The sequence below is a fragment of the Neisseria sp. P0022.S010 genome, assembly GCF_051956635.1.
In genome coordinates, this window is the sequence record NZ_JBQCXF010000708.1 from 1 (window position 1) to 1,254 (window position 1,254).

1 protein-coding gene is annotated in these 1,254 nt (G+C 49.8%); it reads right to left on the bottom strand.

Annotated elements, in window-relative coordinates:
- Positions 1 to 997 (bottom strand): prephenate-dependent tRNA uridine(34) hydroxylase TrhP (trhP, locus tag ACTHUT_RS20835; protein WP_440419711.1); only part of this gene is annotated, 997 nt, incomplete at its 3' end.
- Positions 998 to 1,254: the final 257 nt, after the last annotated feature.

The window sequence follows — 1,254 nt, forward strand, 5'->3', positions numbered from 1 at the left end:
ACAGGCTGTAATCAAACGGACGGCCTGCAACAGCATCATCAATCGCTTTACGGTAGGACTGGGCCACGCGTGCAACGTAGTAGAGCGATTTGGTGCGGCCTTCGACTTTAAGGCTGTCTACGCCGATTTTGGCCAGTTTCTCAACCACTTCAATACCGCGAAGGTCTTTGGAGTTCATGATGTAGGTGCCGTGTTCGTCTTCCATAATCGGCATCATTTCGCCGGGGCGGTTGGACTCTTCAATCAGGAAAACTTTGTCAGCGTATGGATGGCGTTTTTGACCGTTGATGCCTTCAAAGTTTTGGTTGGCTTCTTCTTGGGCTTTTTCAAAGTTGAAACCTTGCAGAAGCTGGGCGTCTCCTGCATCGCTTTCAGTAGCGTTGTGAACCTTGTAGTCCCAACGGCAGGAGTTGGTGCAGGTGCCTTGGTTGGGGTCGCGGTGGTTGAAATAGCCGGAGAGCAGGCAGCGGCCTGAGTAGGCGATACACAATGCGCCGTGAATGAAGACTTCGAGTTCGATGTCGGGGCATTCTTGGCGGATTTCGGCGATTTCTTCCATGCTCAATTCGCGCGACAGGATGATGCGTTCGACACCGATGTTTTGCCAGAATTTTACGCCCCAGTAGTTGGTGGTATTTGCCTGAACGGACAGGTGAATCGGCATTTCCGGCCATTTTTCGCGCACGGTCATGATCAAACCCGGATCCGCCATAATCAGCGCGTCAGGTTTCATGGCAATCAAGGGCTCCATATCGGAAACAAAGGTTTTGAGTTTGGAGTTGTGCGGCAGCGTATTGACGGTCAGGAAGAATTTTTTGTTGCGCTCGTGCGCTTCTTTAATGCCTTGTTCGAGGACGTCGAGTTTGGCAAATTCGTTGTTGCGGGCGCGCAGGGAGTAACGCGGGCTGCCGGCGTAAACGGCATCTGCGCCGTAATCGTAGGCGGCGCGCATACGTTCGAGTCCGCCTGCCGGTAATAAGAGTTCGGGTGCTTTCATGTTTTATGCTTTTTAAAATGTTTTCAGACGGCCCTCAAGGGAAGAGGGAAGGCCGTCTGAAAGATGTTTGAAGAATGGGCGGATTATCCGCTGTTTTTGTGTTTCGGTCAATTTTGTGTCGGGTTTGCGCTTTGTTTTTTATACGGAAAATGTCCTATATGATGAAAGGTGAAAAGGGGCTGTAATTCATTGGAAATGTAAAAAAAGCAGGGTTGGGCGGAATAATTTAACAAAAAACCGTTCAAGCAATGTATTTT